The 1,454-nt window shown below is 71.9% G+C and carries 2 protein-coding genes and 1 pseudogene; 1 reads left to right on the forward strand and 2 read right to left on the reverse strand.

The genetic code is table 11. From position 1 onward, the window contains the following. Positions 1-80 precede the first annotated feature (80 nt). Positions 81-209, reverse strand: a complete 129-nt coding sequence (locus ACFU7Y_RS43935; RefSeq protein WP_263454916.1) for a hypothetical protein — start codon at positions 207-209, stop codon at positions 81-83. 197 nt (positions 210-406) lie between these two features. Then, positions 407-532, reverse strand: coding sequence for a hypothetical protein (locus tag ACFU7Y_RS43940; protein ID WP_263454917.1), 126 nt, complete (start codon positions 530-532; stop codon positions 407-409). Between the two features lie 2 nt (positions 533-534). Here ACFU7Y_RS43940 and ACFU7Y_RS43945 point away from each other — a divergent pair. After that, positions 535-1,454: pseudogene (locus ACFU7Y_RS43945) on the forward strand (IS110 family transposase); the annotation flags it as partial.

Here is a 1,454-nt window from a genome sequence, read left to right on the forward strand (position 1 = left end):
ATTCAGGACCGTGACCGGCGAACACGGCGGACACGGCGGGTCTTCTCCACCAATGGCTGGACCGGGCCTCGGACGGCCGGCTACGTGTACATCGTGGCGACGGCCTGGATGCCGTCCTTGGACAGGCCGTCGTGCTGGCCCATGACGGTGCCCCCGGGCAGTGTGGTTTGAGGGGGGATGGAAAAATCCCAGGTCAGAGCACTTCTCACTTCGGCTTTCGCGGTCGAGCGTTCCCGGCACGGCGGCCCCACCCCAGCACTACCGGGCCGCTGAGCAGAGCAGCCGCGCCACGCCACCCCGGCACGGCTGGCCTCCCACCGGCCGGGCCCCGCGGAACACCGCCCTGCTTCCCCGGGACCCGGCCGCCTGCGCTCCGTTCCCGGACGCTCGGACACAAGGCGCGGGTCTACGGGGCGGTGTGCCTGCGGCGGCGGGCTCGGGCGGCCCGCTGCATCTCGGCCTCGGCCAGGTGCCGGCGGCCAGCGGCGAGGCCTTGGCGGACCTGTTCCTCGACGGCGGTGAACACGCGCACGGGTGGCCCGGATCTGGGCGGACACGGACATCGGCAAGACCCACCACCACTGCGTGGTGCTGGACGCCGAGGGCGGGCGACTGTTGTCGCGTCGTGTACTGAACGACGAACCGGAACTGCCGGCGCTGCTCGCCGACGTTCTCGCGCTGGACGAGGACGTGGTCTGGGCGGTGGACGTCGCGGACGGCATGGCCGCCCTGTGGATCAACATCCTGCTGGGCCACGGCCAGCGGCTCGTCTACATACCCGGCCTGGCGGTCAACCGGGCCTCGGCCGGCTACCGGGGAGGTGGTAAGACCGACGCCAAGGACGCCACTGTCATCGCCGGACCAGGCCCGCATGCGCCGCGACCTCACGGTGCTGCGGCCGGACGACGAGCACGCCGTCGAGCTGCGGATACTCACCGGACGGCGGGCAGACCCGAGCGCCGCCCGCACCCGCCGGATCAACCGCCTGCGCGGCCAACTCACCGGCATCTTCCCCGCGTTGGAACGATCCCTTGACCTGGACAACCAGGGGCCGCTGATCCTGCTGACCGGCTACCAGACCCCCGCCGCGCTGCGGCGCACCGGCCGCACCCGGCTGACGACCTGGCTTCGCAACCGCAAGGTCCGCGGCGCCGAGGCCCTGGCCCAGGCCGCCACGGAGGCGGCCGAGCGCCAGCACACCACCGTCTCCGGGGAGAAGATCGTCGCGCAGGTCGTCCACACCCTGGCCAAGGAGGTGATGGGCCTCAACGAACAGATCGCCGAGATCGACAAGCTCATTGCGGCCCGGTTTCGCGAACACCGACTCGCGGAGGTGATCGCCAGCATGCCCGGCATCGGCCCACTGCTGGGCGCCGAGTTCCTGGCCGCCACCGCCGGCGACATGAGCCGCTACGGCAGCTCGGACCACCTGGCCAGCCTGGCCGGAGTCGCGC

It is taken from the genome of Kitasatospora sp. NPDC057542, assembly GCF_042801945.1.
GTDB lineage: Bacteria > Actinomycetota > Actinomycetes > Streptomycetales > Streptomycetaceae > Kitasatospora.